This is a genomic window from Streptomyces sp. AM 4-1-1 (genome assembly GCF_029167625.1).
Lineage (GTDB): Bacteria > Actinomycetota > Actinomycetes > Streptomycetales > Streptomycetaceae > Streptomyces.
On the sequence record NZ_CP119145.1, the window covers coordinates 2,651,798 to 2,666,145 of the forward strand.

A 14,348-nucleotide genomic window follows, 5' to 3' on the forward strand; every position below is an offset into this window, starting at 1 on the left:
CGGCGAGGGAGGCCGTACTCAGTGCCCGTGAGGCACGGGGACGGGGCTCCGTTATCGACGCGCTCTTCGTAGCAGGCCTGTCGTGGGCCGGGTGACCGTCCGTTTTTCGCCACCCTTTACGAGGAGTGCAGTCATGGCCGAGGTCAAGCTCAGCGCCGAAGTCCGTACCGAGTTCGGCAAGGGCGCCGCCCGCCGTACCCGTCGCGCCAACAAGGTCCCGGCGGTCGTCTACGGCCACGGCGCCGAGGCCGTGCACATCAACCTGCCGGGCCACCAGCTGATGATGGCGCTCAAGACCGCCAACGTCCTGATCAGCCTGGAGATCGACGGCAAGAACGCCCTGGTCATCCCGAAGGCCGTGCAGCGCAACGCCATCAAGGGCGACATCGAGCACGTCGACCTGCTCACCGTGAAGCGCGGCGAGAAGGTCGACGTCGAGATCGCCGTGCACGTCGAGGGCGACCTGGCCCCGGGCGGCAACCTCCTGGAGTACGTGATGAACACGCTCCGCGTCGAGGCCGAGGCCACTCACATCCCCGAGTCCGTCACGGTCTCCGTCGCGGGCCTGGACGCCGGCGCGTCCATCCTCGCCAAGGACGTCCCGCTGCCCGCCGGCTCCGTGCTGGCCGAGGCCGACCCGGAGGCCGTCGTCCTCCAGGTCGTCTCCGCGCAGGTCGAGGAGGCTCCGGCGGACGCCGACGCCGAGAGCACCGAGGCCTGAGCCGCACCGCTCTCCGGTTGACGGGGTGGCGGGCCCACAGCGTGGGCCCGCCACCCCGTTCCCCTACCCCGCTCCTTCTCTCCCCTCCCCCTCCCCCCTCCCCGCGAGGAGACCCACGCAGATGTCCGACGCCACCGACCCCTGGCTCATCGTGGGCCTCGGCAACCCGGGCCCCGAGTACGCGGCCAACCGGCACAACGTCGGCTTCATGGTCGCCGACCTCCTCGCCGAGCGGATCGGCGGGAAGTTCAAGCGCGCCCAGAAGGCGCAGGCCCACGTCGTCGAGGGCCGCATCGGCCCGCCGGGCCCGGCGAACCGCCGGGTGATCCTGGCCAAGCCGACGTCGTACATGAACCTCTCGGGCGGCCCGGTCACCGCGCTGCGCGACTTCTACAAGGTGCCCACCGACCACATCGTGGCGATCCACGACGAACTCGACATCGACTTCGGCACACTCCGGCTGAAGCTCGGCGGCGGCGACAACGGCCACAACGGCCTGAAGTCGATGACGAAGTCGATGGGCCCCGACTACCACCGGGTGCGCTTCGGGATCGGCCGCCCGCCGGGCCGGATGCAGGTCGCGGACTTCGTGCTGAAGGACTTCTCGTCGACCGAACGCAAGGAACTGGCCTACCTGGTGGACCGCTCGGCCGACGCGGTGGAGGCGCTGCTCGCGGACGGCCTGGAGCGGGCGCAGAGCGCGTACAACTCCTGACCGGCGGCACCACGGAGCCCCGGCACTCGGACGAGTGACGGGGCTCGTTCGCGCGTGCGTGGGGTGGTCGGCCCTAGGACCGGGGGATCGCTCCCCTGCGGACGGCCGCCACGAAGGACACCCACCCGGCGGTCCCGAAGACGATCGCGGGCCCGTCGGGGCGCTTGCTGTCACGGACGGGCATGAGGCCGGGGAAGCCCTCAGCGATCTCCACTCAGTTGCCCCCCCTCGCCGTTGGTGTACGACGACTTGCGCCATACGGCAGTGCTCAGGTCGAGTGCGATTCTCATGATGACGCGAAGTCCTCCCGAGGGGGGTGGTAGACGGCGCCCGGCGCCCAGAGACAGGTCACGTGAACACCGGTTGCACTGCCGTTGACGAGCCGACTCAGCCGACTGATCGGTCCTTCAACGTCTCGACGAATGCCGACCACTCGCCGTGCGCGACGAGAATGACCGGCCCGTCGGGGGCCTTGCTGTCACGGACGGGCACCACATCCTGGAGCCCGTCTGCGACCTCGACACAGGCACCGCCGTCACCGTTACTGTAGGACGACTTGCGCCAGACGGCCGTGTTCAGATCACGTGCGATGGTCATTGATTCGCGTAGTCCTTCGCCACCGATTCGATCAGGGAGAGAGACGCTTCCGGCGACAGAGAAGCGGCCTTCGTCAGATCGTAGGCCCTTTGGTATTGGGCCACCAGCGGCGTTTCCTCGATGAGTTGGCCAGTGTAGGCGCTCTCCGTATACGCCACTGGTGGCCCATCGACGAACGTCATGTTGATCGTGGTGCTATTGAGAAACGCGTCTGCCCCCGCGTCGAAGGGAAGTACCTGCACCATCACTCGGCGGTTGTTCCGAACTGTCTCGGCGATACCGACCAGCTGTTCAGCCATGACCGAAGCGCTGGCCACTCGCACGCGGAGCACTGCTTCGTGCAGAACCGCCCAGAGCACCGGTGCTGTCGGGCCTGTCAGAACTGTCTGCCGGCGCAGTCGCGTCCGGACCAACTCCTCCACGATCACCTCTGGTTCAAAACGCTGAGCCGCGCTGACCAGCACTCTCGCGTACGCCTCCGTCTGCAACAGCCCCGGCACCAGCATCGGCGCGTACTCGCAGATCGTCTTCGCCTGCTTCTCCAGTTCGGCCGCGTCCGCGAAGTAGGACGCGTGCTTCGACTTACGGGCGAGTCGGCACAGCCGCTGGAAGTGTTCGCCCGTGCCGAAGATGCCGTCGAACAGCTGTGACAGGTCAGGCTGCGGGCGTCTCGTCGCGGCCTCGAACTGGCCGATGTACGAGCCGGAGCAGAAGGCACGTTCGCCCAACTGTCCCTGCGAGTAACCCGCCGCTTCTCGTTCGCGGCGAAGTTCCGAGCCGTAGAAGGCCCTTGGGGAGGTGTACGGGTCCAGGTCCAGGCTCCGGTGGTGGGACATACGGATGCGCCTCTCGGAGTAGCGGTGTCCACGCGCGTGGCCGATTCCCGCACCAATCCTACTGACAGTAGCCGCGTACTAGCTCATCGCGAGAGGGAACGCCGTATCTCGTCCCGATCCGCGTCCGCCGGAGGGTCACGCGTCCCGGCGCGGTCAGTTTCCGGGTGGTTCCGGACCTTTCGCGGGCCGGAGTTGACCCGGTGGCGTGGTCTGTCCAAGGATCGCTGCCCATGAAGCGGAGTTCCCCCCACCGCGCGTGGCTCCACCTTCGCCGCGTCCTGATGGGCGCCGTCGCGTTGTTGCTGCTCGTCGCGGGTGTGCTGTCCTCGTGGGACAGCGCGCAGCACGTCGTCCTGGCGAAGGGGCGTGAGCACGGGACCATGACGGTCACCGGCTGCGGGGAGGACATCTGTACCGGGCCGTACGCCCCCTCCGACGCGTCGGCCGCGCGGGGGCGGGTGCACATCGAGCGGTCGGTCGCCGCGCGCAAGGGTGAGCGGCTGGCCGTGGTGGTGAAGCCCGGTACCGACGATGTCGTACGGACGGGGGTCGCCGGATTCCTGCACGCCTGGGTGCCGTTGGGCGGGGCGCTGCTGCTGGCCGGGCTCGTCGTCGGCGGCGGTCTGCGGCTGACCCGGCTCGCCTGGGGCACCGGGATCGCGGGGGCGGTTCTGCTCGTGGCGACGTTCTTCGCCCTGTGAGGGAACCGCCCCCGCGTACGCGGGTGGTGCGGGTCAGCCGGTGTTGCGCAGGCCCGCCGCGACACCGTTGACGGTGAGCAGCAGGGCGCGGGCCAGCAGCGGGTCCGGCTCGTCGCCGCGCTCGGCGGCCTGGCGCTGGCGGGCCAGCAGCGAGACCTGGAGGTAGGAGATCGGGTCGAGGTAGGCGTCGCGGATCGCGAACGTCTGCTGGAGCACCGGGCTGGTGCCGAGCAGTTCCGTGCTGCCGGTGACCTTGAGGACTTCCCGTACGGTGAGCGCGTGCTCGGCCTCGATGGCGTCGAAGACGTGCTTGAGTTCGTCGGGGACGAGGGTGTCGACGTAGTGCCGGGCGATGCGCAGGTCGGTCTTGGCCAGGGTCATCTCGACGTTGGAGATGAAGTTCTGGAAGAAGTGCCACTGCTCGTGCATCTCTTCCAGGACGGTGTCGAGGCCGGCCTCGCGCAGTGCCTTGAGGCCGGAGCCGACGCCGTACCAGCCGGGCACGATCTGCCGTGACTGGGTCCAGCCGAAGACCCACGGGATGGCGCGGAGTCCGTCGAGCGAGACGCCCGAGCCGGGGCGGCGGGAGGGGCGCGAGCCCAGGTGCAGGTCGGCGAGCTGGTCCACCGGGGTGGAGGCGAGGAAGTACGTCGGCAGGTCCGGGTCCTCGACGAGCCTGCGGTAGGCGCCGTGCGCGGCGTCCGAGACGGTGTCCATGGCCGCGTCCCAGCGGGCCAGCGCCTCGTCGGACTGGCGGGGCGCGGTGTGCAGCGCGGACGCCTGGAGGGTGGCCGCGACGGTCAGTTCCAGGTTCTCCCGGGCGAGCGCCGGGATGAGGTACTTGTCGGAGATGACCTCGCCCTGCTCGGTCACCTTGATCTCGCCCTCCAGGGTGCCCCAGGGCTGGGCGAGGATCGCGTCGTGCGAGGGGCCGCCGCCGCGGCCGACGGTGCCGCCGCGGCCGTGGAAGAGCCGCAGTCGCACGCCGTAGCGGTGGGCGACGTCGCGCAGTCGGCGCTGGGCGCGGTGGATCTCCCACTGGGAGGTGGTGATGCCACCGAACTTGGAGGAGTCGGAGTACCCGAGCATGACCTCCTGGACGTCGCCGCGCAGCGAGACGAGCCGCCGGTAGGACGGGTCCGCGAGCATCTCGTCGAGGATGACGTCGGCGGCGCGCAGCTCGTCGGTGGTCTCCAGGAGCGGCACGATGCCGATCTTGGCCCAGCCGCCGTGCAGATCGATCAGTCCGGCCTCGCGGGCCAGTACGGCCGCGGCGAAGACGTCGTCGGCACCCTGGCACATCGAGATGATGTACGACTCGATGACCTCGGGGCCGAACCGCTCGAAGGCTTCCTTGATGGTGTGGAAGACGCCGAGGGTCTTCTCGCCCGCCGCGTCCAGCGGTGCCGGGGTCGGGGCGAGCGGGCGGCGCGAGCGCAGCTCCTTCGCGAGGAGCTTCTGCCGGTAGTCGCGCGGCATGTCGGCGTACCGCCAGGACTCCTCGCCGAGCCGGTCGAAGAGCTGCCCGAGGGCGTGGTGGTGGGCGTCGGCGTGCTCGCGTACGTCCATGGTGGCGAGCTGGAGCCCGAACGCGGACAGCGTGCGGATCGTACGGTCCATCCGGCCGTCGGCGAAGAGGCCGCCGCGGTGCTCGCGCAGCGAGGTCTGGATGAGGACGAGGTCGGCGATCAGTTCGGCGGTGCCGAGGTAGTCGCAGCCGGGGCGGTGCGGGGTGCCGGTCGCCAGGCGCTCACGGGTGTTGACGAGCTTCTGGCGGATGCAGGTGGCCTTGAGCCGGTACGGCTCCTCGGCGTTCAGCCGCTTGTAGCGGGGGCTGATCTCGGGCAGCCGGTCGAGGTCGGCCTGGAGCGAGGCCAGCAGCTCGTCGGTGGCGCCGGTGTAGCGGATGGAGTTGGAGAGCAGGCCGCGCAGGTAGTCGATGAGTTCCAGCGCGTCGGTGATGCCGTGCTCGTGCTGGAGGATCAGCACCTCCCACGTGACGGCGGGGGTGACGTTCGGGTTGCCGTCGCGGTCGCCGCCGATCCAGGTGCCGAAGGTGAGCGGCCGGGTGCCCGCGGGCAGCTCGACGCCGACCCGCTCCAGCTCGGCCGCGAGGTCTTCGAGCACGTCCCCGACGGCGTTGGCGTGCAGCTCGTCGAGGTAGTAGATGGCGTTGCGGGCCTCGTCGGCGGGTTCCGGGCGGACGACGCGCAGCTCGTCGGTCTGCCAGATGAGGTCGATGTTCTCCGCGAGCCGCAGATCGTGCCGGCGGCGGTCGGCCTCGATGACCGGGGTCTCCAGGAGCGCGGCGATGCGACGCAGCTTGTTCAGCACGGAGCGCCGGGCGGCCTCGGTGGGGTGGGCGGTGAAGACCGGCCGCACGTTGAGGTTCTTGACGGTCTCGCGCAGGTGCTCGGGGTCGGCGTCCTTGAGGCGGTCCGCCGTCCGGGCGAGGAGCCCGCCCTCGGCGGCACGCCGGTCGCGCATCTCGTGGGCGCGGTGGACCTGCTCGGTGACGTTGGCGAGGTGGAAGTAGGTGGAGAAGGCGCGCACGAGCTGTGCGGCGGTCTCCAGGTCGGTGTCGCCGAGCAGCTGGGCGGCGGCCTCGCCGTCGGTACGGGTCAGGGCCCGTACCCGCTCGACGAGGTCGAGGAGTTCCTGCCCCTCCTGGCGTACGAGGGTCTCGCCCAGCAGGTCACCGAGGCGGCGGATGTCCGCACGCAGCTCGGCGCTGGCGGCGGGGGTCTGGTCGGCACTGCTCACAGTGTGCGGCTCCTTGCAGTGAAATGAGAAGGTGCGTCGCGAAGAGTGCGGACCGCGCTGTCCGGCACTTCCAGGATAGGTGGCCGTGCTCCCGGCGCCGCTCGCAGCCCTCGGCCGTCCACTGCCGACCGTCCCTCGGACGGCTCGGACTCCGCGCCACGGACCTCCGCGCTGTCATACTTACGTAGCCGTAGGGTACGGATGCGTAGTCAGTCATCAGCCGCACTCCCCACTCCACGCGGAGGACTCCCCCATGACGACCAGTCCCGATGTGATCGACGACGCCGCAGGACCGGTGACCGACGGCCTTCCCCCCGGCACGCTCGGCGGGGACCGGAAACGGTCGATCGAGCAGATCGCGCTTCTCCTCTTCATCGTGGTGCCGTTCGTGGCCCTGGTCGCGGCGGTGCCGCTGGTCTGGGGGCGCGGGGTGAGCTGGCTCGATCTGGGTCTGCTCGTCGGTATGTACTACCTGGGCTGCCACGGCATCACGATCGGTTTCCACCGCTATTTCACCCATGGTGCGTTCAAGGCGAAACGTCCGCTGCGGATCGCGCTCGCCGTGGCCGGTTCGATGGCGGTGGAGGGGCCGCTGGTGCGGTGGGTGGCCGATCACCGCAAGCACCACCGTTACTCGGACGCCGAGGGTGACCCGCATTCGCCGTGGCGGTTCGGGGAAACCCTGCCCGCGCTGCTGAAGGGCCTGTGGTGGGCGCACATCGGCTGGATGTTCGACGAGGAGCGGACGCCCCAGCAGAAGTACGCCCCGGACCTGATCCGGGACCCGGCGCTCCGGGCGGTCTCCCGCCACTTCCTGACCTGGACGATCGTGTCGCTGGCGATTCCGCCGCTGGTGGGCGGTCTGGTGACGATGTCCTGGTGGGGTGCGGCGACGGCGTTCTTCTGGGGCTCGCTGGTACGGGTGGCGCTGCTGCACCACGTGACCTGGTCGATCAACTCCATCTGCCACGCGGTGGGCAAGCGGCCGTTCAAGTCGCGTGACCGGTCGGGGAACGTCTGGTGGCTGGCGGTGCTCTCGTGCGGCGAGTCGTGGCACAACCTGCACCACGCGGACCCGACGAGCGCCCGGCACGGTGTGATGAGGGGGCAGCTCGACTCCAGTGCGCGGCTGATCCGCTGGTTCGAGAAGCTGGGCTGGGCGTACGACGTCCGGTGGCCGGACACCTCCCGTATCGACTCCCGGCGCAAGCCCGTTCCCGCCGACCCTGCATGATTGAGGACGTGGCGACCGACGGCAGCACCGGCAACGAGAAGAAGAACCGCCCCTCCCCAGGCCGACGGGCCCGCCGTGTGCGGATGACCGGCAAGGAGCGGCGCGAACAGCTGCTGGACATCGGTCGCACGCTCTTCGCGGACAAGGGCTTCGAGGGCACATCGGTGGAGGAGATCGCGGCGCGGGCCGGGGTCTCCAAGCCGGTGGTGTACGAGCACTTCGGCGGCAAGGAGGGCCTGTACGCCGTGGTGGTCGACCGCGAGATGCGCCAGCTCCTCGACATGGTGACCGGCGCGTTGACCGCGGGGCACCCGCGTGAACTGCTGGAACAGGCCGCGTTCGCGCTCCTCGACTACATCGAGACGTACACGGACGGCTTCCGCATTCTCGTACGGGACTCACCGGTCGCCCAGTCGACGGGCACGTTCGCCTCGCTGATCAGCGACATCGCGACGCAGGTGGAGGACATCCTCGGCCTGGAGTTCAAGGCGCGCGGCTTCGATCCGAAGCTGGCCCCGCTGTACGCGCAGGCGCTGGTCGGCAGTGTCGCGCTGACGGGCCAGTGGTGGCTGAACGTCCGCAAGCCGAAGAAGGCGGAGGTGGCGGCGCATCTGGTGAACCTGGCCTGGCACGGCCTGGAGAACCTGGAGTCGCGACCGCGCCTGATCGGCCACCGCAAGAGCTGAGGCCCCGGCGGGCCGCTCCGGCACCGGTGGGCGGCCCGCCCCGTCAATCGTTCGGGCTCACATCACTCTTTGTGCTGACTCGACCGGAATATGGCCGCTACCGTGAAAGCTCAGGCCCCAGTATTCCGTCCATGGGAGGAATCATGACCGCCGAGCCGATCGCCGGAAACAGCTGCCGCTGGCCGGTGCCGCCGCAGGACGGATACACGGTGGACGACCTGTTCACTCTGCCCAATCTCCCGCCGCACACCGAATTGCTCGACGGGAGCCTGGTCTTTGTGAGTCCGCAGCGCGTTTTCCACAGCCGAATGATCGATCTACTGATGAACGGGCTTCGAAGCTCCGCGCCCTCATCGGTCAAGGCGTTGCGCGAGATGACGGTGGTCCTCGACCGCCGCAACGGACCCGAACCCGATGTGTCGGTCGTGCGCGCCGAAGCCGTCACCGGGCCCGAGCTGACGCGGTTCCAGGCCGCCGACGTGTTGCTCGCCATCGAGGTGGTGTCGCCCGACTCGGAGGCCCGCGACCGCGAGGCCAAGCCGCAGAAGTACGCGGCGGCGGGCATCCCGAACTTCTGGCTGGTCGAGATGACGGGTACCGATCTGCACCCGGTCGTGCGGGTCTACGAGCTGGACCCGCTGTCCAAGACGTACGCCCTGTCCGGCGTCCACCGTGACCGCGTCAAGACCGATGTGCCGTTCCAGATCGACATCGACATCACGTCGGACGCGCTGAACCGGCTCTGACACGTCCGCCCCTCAGTGCTCCCGGCGGGCGACGGCGAAGATCCGGCGGAACGGCAGGACCGTGCCCGCCGGGCCCGGCGGATAGGCCGTGCGCAGCAGGGCGCGGTATTCGGCGAGGAACGCGTCACGGGCCTCAGGAGTGCTCGCGAGGGCCGTGAGGACGGGGCGCAGGCCGGTGCCCTTGACCCAGTCGAGTACGGGGTCCTCGCCGGGCAGCAGATGAAGGTACGTGGCCTCCCAGACGTCCGCCGCGCAGCCGAGTGCGGTGAGCCGGTCGAGGTAGGCCGTGGGAGTGAGCACGGCGTCGGAGTGGCGCAGTCGTCCGCCCAGCCGGCTGCGCCAGCGGGGGGACTCGGCGAGTTGCCGCATCAGGACGTGGCTGGGGGCGTCGAAGTTGCCGGGCACCTGGAAGGCGAGGGTGCCGCCCGGGGTGAGCGCGTCCAGCCAGGCGGGGAAGAGATCGGCGTGGTCGGGCACCCACTGGAGCAGGGCGTTGGAGACGATCAGGTCGTACGTCTCCGTCGGCGTCCAGGTCGCGGCGTCGGCCTCGGCGAAGTCCAGCAGGGGACGGGCGTGCTCGCGGGCCCGCTCCAGCATCTGCGGGGAGTTGTCGTAGCCGGTGACGCGGGCCGTGGGCCAGCGGTCGGCGAGGAGGGCCGTGACGTTGCCCGCGCCGCAGCCGAGGTCGGCGATACGGGCCGCCGGGACGGTCGGCAGGTCACCGATTCGGGCCAGCAGATCGTGGAAGGGGCGGGTGCGGTGGTCGGCGTGGCGCAGATACTGCCGAGGGTCCCAGTCGGGTGTGGTCATGGTGCCAGGATTCGCCCCAGCTATCTTGATGTCAAGACACTCGAATTCAAGAGACTTCACGTCGACACACCCTCTACACTGATCCGCATGGAGGACGAGGTCGACCGACTGGTCGCTGCATGGCGCCGCGAGCGCCCGGACCTCGACGTGGAACCGCTCGAGGTCCTGAGCCGCGTCTCACGCCTGGCCCGTCATCTGGACCGGGCCCGGCGGATCGCGTTCTCCGAGCACCACCTGGAGCCGTGGGAGTTCGACGTCCTGACGTCGCTGCGACGGGCGGGAGCCCCGTATCAGCTCTCCCCCGGACAGTTGCTCACCCAGACCCTGGTCACCTCGGGCACGATGACCAACCGCATCGACCGGCTGACCAAGAAGAATCTCGTCGAGCGCCTTCCCGACCCCAGCGACCGGCGCGGGGTGCTGGTGCGGCTGACCGCCGAGGGCCGCGACAAGGCCGATCAGTCGCTGGCCGGCCTGCTCGCCCAGGAACGCGCCCTGTTGAGTGAACTCTCCGCCGGACAGCGCGGCCAACTGGCTGACCTGCTCCGCCAGTTGACCGCGCCGTTCGACAATCTGCCTGGTTGAGGACCGTCCCGTACCAGGAACTCGGCGCCCGGGGCGCCGCGGGTCATTCGGTGCGCAGGCCGTCGGGTCGCATCATGCGCCACAGCGGTGGCAGGCTGAGCAGTGTGACCAGCACGACCACGCCGCCGCTGATGCCTGCCATCCCGGCGATGCCGAGCCAGTCCACGGCGAGCGGCAGGCTCGCCATCTTCAGCAGGATCGCGCCGAGGCCCACACCGCCGAGGGTCGCCAGTACCAGCCCGAACGTCACCGGCAGCACCGTCTGCCACAGCACCGACAGACCGAGGGTCGAGCGCCGGGTGCCGAAGGCGATGAGCGCCGCCAGCAGCTTCTTGCGCTCGCGCAACTGCTCCAGCACGGTCACGAGCATGCTCGCGCCGATCAGCAGGAGCGTGACGGTCGCGCCGATGAACAGGCCCCGCTTGATGTTCGTGAACTTCGGCAACTCCTCGGTCTCCTCGTAGTACTCGACGTGCTGCAACGGGTCGATCCGCGCGACGGTGTTGCGGACCCGCTCGACCGCGTCACGGTCGGAGGGGTCCAGCTTCACCAGCAGTTCGGTACCGGCGTCCGCCAGGTCGCCGACCTTGATCGCCTCGGGTGTGGTGAAGATGCCGGTGGTGAAGGACCCCGCCGGATCGGGCACCACCCGGGTGGGGGCGGTGGTGGCCGGGAGGGTCCACAGTGCGGGCGCGGCCTTCCCGGATTCGCTCTCCTCGGCCCCCAGGTCGACCCGTTCGCCGGCGGCGGGGGCGTACTCGTCATCAGGCCGCGGGCCGTTGCCCGTCGGAGTGCCGACGGTGTAGACGCTGCCGGGCTCGCAGCCGGGGGTCTCGACGATCTGGCCCAGGCTCGCGCAGTCGCCGACGATCACGAAGGCCCCGGGGTCGTCGGTGCCGGGCCTGCGGGCGTTGCCGAGCGTGTAGGTCAAGGTCGACGCCACACCGGGTGTGGCCCGGACGGCGGCCGTGTCCTCGTGCTGCTGGGCCGCACCGGTGTAGTCCCGGGCGATCCGCAGCTCGCCGCGGAGCGGACTGAGGCCGGTGTCGAGCGTGTACCGGCTCTCCAGCCCGGAGAACAGCATCTGCACGGCGATGGCCCCGGCCACCGCGACCGTGATGCCGTTGACCATCCGGGCCGACGCGGCACTGTCCAACTGGATTCGCCGAACGGCGAGTTGCAACGGCAGCGGGCCGCCGCGCACCCGGCCGACGATGGCCTCCATGGCCCAGGGCAGTAGCGCGGACACCCCCGCGAGCAGAAGCACGGCACCCACCGCGATCTTCGGCTCGCTGACCTGGCTGGTGGAATCGAGGCCGTCCGCCATCGGGGACAGCAGCGCTCCCCCGACGAACGGCAGCAGCAGCCGCCACCACAGCCGCCGCTTGACCGTACCGGTGTGCCGGACGACGCCGAGCGGTTCGATGGACACCGTACGCAGCGCGAACAAGGTGACGGCGACGGCCACGACCGGCACACCGACCATGATCAACGCGGCCAGCACCGGGTCCGGGGACACGTCGGAGGCGAAGACGCTGATCCGCCACAGCTCGACCGTACCGATGAGCTGTCGTCCGCCCATGAAGAGACCGAGCCCCACGACGAGTCCGATCAGCGCGCCGAACAGCGCCTCACCGGCCGCGATCCGCCGTGTCGCCCGCGCGTCCGCGCCGACCAGCCGCAGCGCGGCCAGCCGCCGGTCGCGGCGCTCACCGCCGAAGCGGACGGCGGTGGCGATGAGCACCGCCACCGGCATCAGCAGCACCACGAAGGCGATGACGACCAACAGCGTCAGGAACGAGTCGAGGGGCGTGGACGGGAACGGGCTGCCGAAGCGGTCGATACGGGCCGGGTTGTCACCGTTGGCCACCAGGTCATCGGCGCCCGCGTAGTAGGCGAGTTCCCGGGGGCCGAGGAGTCCCGCCTCGCCGATGGTGCCGCTGACGCGGTGGCCGATGCGCTCCTTGAGCAGGGCGCCCTCCGGCGAACCGAGCAGCTTCTTCAGCTCGGGGGACACGAACATCTCGCCCGGGGCGGGCAGTTCGTCCAGGCCGGGCGGGAGGAGCGGCCGGTCGCCGTCCGGCTGGATCAGCCGACCGTAGACGTCCTGCCCCCGGTAGGTGGTGTCCGTCCTGCCCGTGACGATCGTCCCGGCGGTCGGACGCAGCACCGGCTCACCGTAGGCGAAGTCGTTGCGAGCCGCGCCACGGTCGTCCCGGGCGCTCAGGATGGCCGGGACGGCGGCGGCGACGAGCAGCAGCGCCACACCCAGGCCGACACCGACGGCGGTCAGGAGGGTACGGGTCCAGCCCTCGCGCCCGCCGCTCACCGCGAACCGGACGCCGAACGCGAGATCGCGCGCCCAGTCGGCCGGGGTGGTACGGATGTCCCCCCTCGCCATGCGGCGCCTCTTCAGGCGGCCGCTCCTCACCCGGCTGTTCTCCGGGCGGCTGTTCTTCATGCGGCTCTTCTCGGGGCGGTCGGTCCCGGCAGGGCCGTTCCCGGCAGGATCGTTCGTGGCAGGGTCGTTCCCGGCAGGATCGTTCTCGACACGGTCGTTCGTGGCAGGGTCGTTCCCGGGATGGTGCTTCTCGGCACGGTCGTTGCCGGCAGGGCCGTTCTCGCCAGGACCGTTCCCGGCACGGTCGTTCCCGGCAGGGGCGTTCTTCACGCGGCGCGCTCCACGTCTTGCGACTTTCCGTCGCGGACGACGACCTCACGGTCCGAGTAGGCGGCGACGCGTGCTTCGTGGGTGACCAGGACGACGGCCGCTCCGGTGTCGCGGGCCGCTTCGGTGAGCAGTCCCATGACGCGCTCGCCGTTGAGGGAGTCCAGGGCACCGGTCGGTTCGTCCGCGAACAGCACGCGCGGCTCTCCGACCAGCGCGCGGGCGATGGCGACGCGCTGGCCCTGGCCTCCGGAGACCTCGCCGGGGCGCTTGCCCGCCAGGTCGGCGACCTCAAGACGTTCCATCCACTCGACGGCCCGGCGCGTGGCGTCCTTGCGCCTGGCGCCGTTCAGCCGCAGCGGCAGTGCGACGTTGTCCACGCAGGTCAGCTCCGGCACCAGCTGACCGAACTGGAAGACGAAGCCGAAGTCGCCCCGGCGCAGCCTGCTGCGGCCCGCGTCCGACAGCGTCGACATGGCCCGGCCCTCGTACGTCACCCGGCCCCCGTCGGGTATGACGATGCCGGCGAGGCAGTGCAGAAGCGTGGACTTGCCGGAACCCGAGGGACCCATGACCGCGACGACCTCGCCGGAGCGGATGCTGAAGTCCGCGCCGTCCAGGGCGGGGGTCGCGCCGTACGCCTTGCGCAGGCGGGTGGCGGACAGGATGGGGTCGGTCATGTGTGGATCTCCGTGGCGAGCCGGTCGAGCCGGGCGGCGGTGAGCTCCAGCCACCGCAGGTCCGCCTCCAGGTGGAACAGGGCGTGGTCGCAGATCAGTTGGTCGGCGAGGTCGCCCCGGGACTTGCGGCGGGTGAGGTCACGCATCAGGCGCAGGTGTTCGGCCCGCTGCGTGTCGAGCAGCCCTTCGGCGCTGCGGCCGGTCAGCAGGGCCAGGACGACCTTGGTGTACAGGGTCGTCCGGAGGTACGGCTCGGGCTTCTCGGGCTGGGTGAGCCAGGTCTCGACGTCCGTCACTCCGGCTTCGGTGATGGCGTACCGCTTGCGCTCCGGGCCTCCGCCGCTCTCGACGCCGTCGACCTCCACCAGGCCGCCCTTCAGCAATCGCGCCATGGTCGAGTAGACCTGCCCGTAGTGCAACGGGCGGTCGTGGCCGAAGCGGTCGTCGAAGGCGCGCTTGAGGTCGTACCCATGGCGTGGCCCTGACTCCAGAAGTCCGAGCAGGGCATGGCTGATTGACATGCAGCGCACTGTACACGTCGTGTATACCTCGAATGTATAGCCCTTCGGCGCTCTGCTCGGCGAGCGCGACGCGGACGGCCCCGTG

General features: G+C 70.1%; 14 protein-coding genes and 1 pseudogene. 7 read left to right on the plus strand and 8 right to left on the minus strand.

What is annotated here, in order from left to right; all coding sequences use genetic code 11:
• Positions 1-133: 133 nt before the first annotated feature.
• Complete coding sequence (locus tag PZB75_RS11155; RefSeq protein WP_275535147.1) at positions 134-721, plus strand: 50S ribosomal protein L25/general stress protein Ctc; 588 nt, start codon at positions 134-136, stop codon at positions 719-721.
• 121 nt (positions 722-842) lie between these two features.
• Entirely contained in the window at positions 843-1,436 is a 594-nt protein-coding gene (gene pth, locus PZB75_RS11160; protein WP_275535148.1) for an aminoacyl-tRNA hydrolase, read from the plus strand.
• Positions 1,437-1,509: 73 nt separating this feature from the next.
• Here the strand turns inward: pth and PZB75_RS11165 are convergent.
• From PZB75_RS11165 to PZB75_RS11175, 3 genes and pseudogenes are all read right to left on the minus strand, one after another.
• A pseudogene (locus tag PZB75_RS11165) lies at positions 1,510-1,726 on the minus strand (DUF397 domain-containing protein).
• 97 nt (positions 1,727-1,823) lie between these two features.
• Positions 1,824-2,033 (minus strand): DUF397 domain-containing protein, encoded by a 210-nt coding sequence (locus tag PZB75_RS11170; protein ID WP_275535149.1) that lies wholly within the window; start codon positions 2,031-2,033, stop codon positions 1,824-1,826.
• Positions 2,030-2,869 carry a helix-turn-helix transcriptional regulator gene (locus tag PZB75_RS11175; protein WP_275535150.1) on the minus strand — a complete coding sequence of 280 codons (840 nt, stop codon included), beginning with the start codon at positions 2,867-2,869 and terminating at the stop codon, positions 2,030-2,032. Before PZB75_RS11175 ends, PZB75_RS11170 begins: the two co-directional genes overlap by 4 nt.
• A 230-nt stretch (positions 2,870-3,099) precedes the next feature.
• Here PZB75_RS11175 and PZB75_RS11180 point away from each other — a divergent pair, with 230 nt between their 5' ends.
• Positions 3,100-3,570, plus strand: a complete 471-nt coding sequence (locus PZB75_RS11180; RefSeq protein ID WP_275535151.1) for a hypothetical protein — start codon at positions 3,100-3,102, stop codon at positions 3,568-3,570.
• A 33-nt stretch (positions 3,571-3,603) separates the two neighbouring features.
• On the opposite strand, the gene ppc is transcribed toward PZB75_RS11180, so the two are convergent.
• On the minus strand, positions 3,604-6,333 hold the full coding sequence (ppc, locus tag PZB75_RS11185; protein WP_275535152.1) for a phosphoenolpyruvate carboxylase: 2,730 nt from the start codon (positions 6,331-6,333) through the stop codon (positions 3,604-3,606).
• Between the two features lie 253 nt (positions 6,334-6,586).
• On the opposite strand from ppc, the gene PZB75_RS11190 reads away from it, so the two are divergent.
• From PZB75_RS11190 to PZB75_RS11200, 3 genes are all read left to right on the plus strand, one after another.
• Entirely contained in the window at positions 6,587-7,567 is a 981-nt protein-coding gene (locus PZB75_RS11190) for a fatty acid desaturase (protein WP_275535153.1), read from the plus strand.
• A complete protein-coding gene (locus tag PZB75_RS11195; protein ID WP_275535154.1) occupies positions 7,564-8,253 on the plus strand; it encodes a TetR/AcrR family transcriptional regulator in 690 nt (229 codons plus the stop codon). Before PZB75_RS11190 ends, PZB75_RS11195 begins: the two co-directional genes overlap by 4 nt.
• A gap of 143 nt (positions 8,254-8,396) precedes the next feature.
• Positions 8,397-8,999, plus strand: coding sequence for a Uma2 family endonuclease (locus tag PZB75_RS11200; RefSeq protein WP_275538671.1), 603 nt, complete (start codon positions 8,397-8,399; stop codon positions 8,997-8,999).
• Positions 9,000-9,011: 12 nt separating this feature from the next.
• Here PZB75_RS11200 and PZB75_RS11205 read toward each other — a convergent pair whose 3' ends face one another.
• The gene (locus PZB75_RS11205) at positions 9,012-9,809 is read right to left on the minus strand and encodes a trans-aconitate 2-methyltransferase (protein ID WP_275535155.1); all 798 of its coding nucleotides are present in this window, start codon (positions 9,807-9,809) and stop codon (positions 9,012-9,014) included.
• An 87-nt stretch (positions 9,810-9,896) separates the two neighbouring features.
• On the opposite strand from PZB75_RS11205, the gene PZB75_RS11210 reads away from it, so the two are divergent.
• Positions 9,897-10,394 carry a MarR family transcriptional regulator gene (locus PZB75_RS11210; RefSeq protein ID WP_275535156.1) on the plus strand — a complete coding sequence of 166 codons (498 nt, stop codon included), beginning with the start codon at positions 9,897-9,899 and terminating at the stop codon, positions 10,392-10,394.
• Between the two features lie 43 nt (positions 10,395-10,437).
• Here the strand turns inward: PZB75_RS11210 and PZB75_RS11215 are convergent, their stop codons facing one another.
• From PZB75_RS11215 to PZB75_RS11225, 3 genes are all read right to left on the minus strand, one after another.
• A complete protein-coding gene (locus PZB75_RS11215; protein ID WP_275535157.1) occupies positions 10,438-12,855 on the minus strand; it encodes an ABC transporter permease in 2,418 nt (805 codons plus the stop codon).
• A 206-nt stretch (positions 12,856-13,061) separates the two neighbouring features.
• On the minus strand, positions 13,062-13,742 hold the full coding sequence (locus PZB75_RS11220) for an ABC transporter ATP-binding protein (protein WP_275535158.1): 681 nt from the start codon (positions 13,740-13,742) through the stop codon (positions 13,062-13,064).
• The gene (locus PZB75_RS11225) at positions 13,739-14,263 is read right to left on the minus strand and encodes a PadR family transcriptional regulator (protein ID WP_275535159.1); all 525 of its coding nucleotides are present in this window, start codon (positions 14,261-14,263) and stop codon (positions 13,739-13,741) included. Before PZB75_RS11225 ends, PZB75_RS11220 begins: the two co-directional genes overlap by 4 nt.
• Positions 14,264-14,348: the final 85 nt, after the last annotated feature.

What these genes read in the sequence shown, in the direction of transcription:
- PZB75_RS11155 (WP_275535147.1), top strand. Translation starts at nt 134, where the DNA reads ATGGCCGAGGTCAAGCTCAGCGCCGAAGTCCGTACCGAGTTCGGCAAG.
- pth (WP_275535148.1), top strand. Translation starts at nt 843, where the DNA reads ATGTCCGACGCCACCGACCCCTGGCTCATCGTGGGCCTCGGCAACCCG.
- PZB75_RS11170 (WP_275535149.1), bottom strand. Translation starts at nt 2,033, where the DNA reads ATGACCATCGCACGTGATCTGAACACGGCCGTCTGGCGCAAGTCGTCC.
- PZB75_RS11175 (WP_275535150.1), bottom strand. Translation starts at nt 2,869, where the DNA reads ATGTCCCACCACCGGAGCCTGGACCTGGACCCGTACACCTCCCCAAGG.
- PZB75_RS11180 (WP_275535151.1), top strand. Translation starts at nt 3,100, where the DNA reads ATGAAGCGGAGTTCCCCCCACCGCGCGTGGCTCCACCTTCGCCGCGTC.
- PZB75_RS11190 (WP_275535153.1), top strand. Translation starts at nt 6,587, where the DNA reads ATGACGACCAGTCCCGATGTGATCGACGACGCCGCAGGACCGGTGACC.
- PZB75_RS11195 (WP_275535154.1), top strand. Translation starts at nt 7,564, where the DNA reads ATGATTGAGGACGTGGCGACCGACGGCAGCACCGGCAACGAGAAGAAG.
- PZB75_RS11200 (WP_275538671.1), top strand. Translation starts at nt 8,397, where the DNA reads ATGACCGCCGAGCCGATCGCCGGAAACAGCTGCCGCTGGCCGGTGCCG.
- PZB75_RS11205 (WP_275535155.1), bottom strand. Translation starts at nt 9,809, where the DNA reads ATGACCACACCCGACTGGGACCCTCGGCAGTATCTGCGCCACGCCGAC.
- PZB75_RS11210 (WP_275535156.1), top strand. Translation starts at nt 9,897, where the DNA reads ATGGAGGACGAGGTCGACCGACTGGTCGCTGCATGGCGCCGCGAGCGC.
- PZB75_RS11215 (WP_275535157.1), bottom strand. Translation starts at nt 12,855, where the DNA reads ATGAAGAACAGCCGCCCGGAGAACAGCCGGGTGAGGAGCGGCCGCCTG.
- PZB75_RS11220 (WP_275535158.1), bottom strand. Translation starts at nt 13,742, where the DNA reads ATGACCGACCCCATCCTGTCCGCCACCCGCCTGCGCAAGGCGTACGGC.
- PZB75_RS11225 (WP_275535159.1), bottom strand. Translation starts at nt 14,263, where the DNA reads ATGTCAATCAGCCATGCCCTGCTCGGACTTCTGGAGTCAGGGCCACGC.